Source organism: Thiolapillus sp. (assembly GCF_048562965.1).
GTDB lineage: Bacteria > Pseudomonadota > Gammaproteobacteria > Chromatiales > Chromatiaceae > Thiolapillus > Thiolapillus brandeum_A.
In genome coordinates, this window is record NZ_JBHNMF010001124.1 from 1 (window position 1) to 860 (window position 860).

The following is an 860-nucleotide window of genomic DNA, read 5'->3' on the forward strand; positions in this document are numbered from 1 at the left end:
GCGGAAGTCGGGCCGGTAATTAGGCGTATGGAGAAACAATCCAGGCAGGTTGCCGCCATGAATATCGCGGCTGCGGTCACGGCGCTGATCGCGGCCGGCCTGGCCTTGCTGTCGGCTATTTAGGACGTGAGAGGCCCTGAGACAGGCGCTGTCCTCGTGATTGAGTCTGTTTCTGTCCTGGGCCTGCTTTTTCACGAACGCCTCATGCTGGCGCACCGCAAGGCGCATGGCATCCCAATCGGAAGCGGGTTCCGGGTTCTCAGCCCGCATTTTTCGAGTAGCCAGCTCTTCGAGCTTTGGGGAGTGAAGGCCCATACCGTCCCTGATTTCACGCACGGCATCCAGGCGATGATGCAGCACCTGAAGCCGCGCTCGGCATTGGGCCTGCCGGGTCTGCCAGGCGCGTTTGGTGGAGGGAAGGGAAAGAAAGCCTGGGGAGCATGATTGCATCTGCTGCAACCGGGCCTGCTGGCGATCCACAAGGGCTTCTAATCGGTCCTCGATGCGCTCAACCTGATCATGCTTGGATTGCACGTAGGCGACGAGGGTTTCCTGGTAGGTCTGCTCGATGGGCGCAGAATCCAGCAAGGAGTGTTGCTGCTGCTCAAGGGATTCCGCCGCCTCAAGCAGAGAGTTGGCAGCCTGATCTACAGTGCCGCCGCCTTGCCCTGCCTGCGGGCCTCGCGCCGGCGCTTGAGTTCGGCATGCATCCAGGCGCTCGATTCCCTCGCGTCGCGCTGTAGCGATTCGCTTTCGGATTGCGTCAACAGACGCGGCAGATCGGAGGTGTCCCGCTTCGCCTTGTGTGAGTTGGTCAATGCCATATCCAAATGTCTCCTGCCAATATTGGTTCATGTTGC

At 60.3% G+C, this 860-nt stretch carries 2 protein-coding genes; both read right to left on the reverse strand.

All coding sequences use genetic code 11. From position 1 onward, the window contains the following. A partial coding sequence (locus tag ACOCD2_RS22750) for an IncP plasmid survival protein KfrC family protein (protein WP_419626196.1) occupies positions 1 to 588 on the reverse strand: 588 nt, incomplete at its 3' end. Positions 589 to 647: 59 nt separating this feature from the next. Further along, positions 648 to 824, reverse strand: coding sequence for a hypothetical protein (locus ACOCD2_RS22755; RefSeq protein WP_419626198.1), 177 nt, complete (start codon positions 822 to 824; stop codon positions 648 to 650). Positions 825 to 860: the final 36 nt, after the last annotated feature.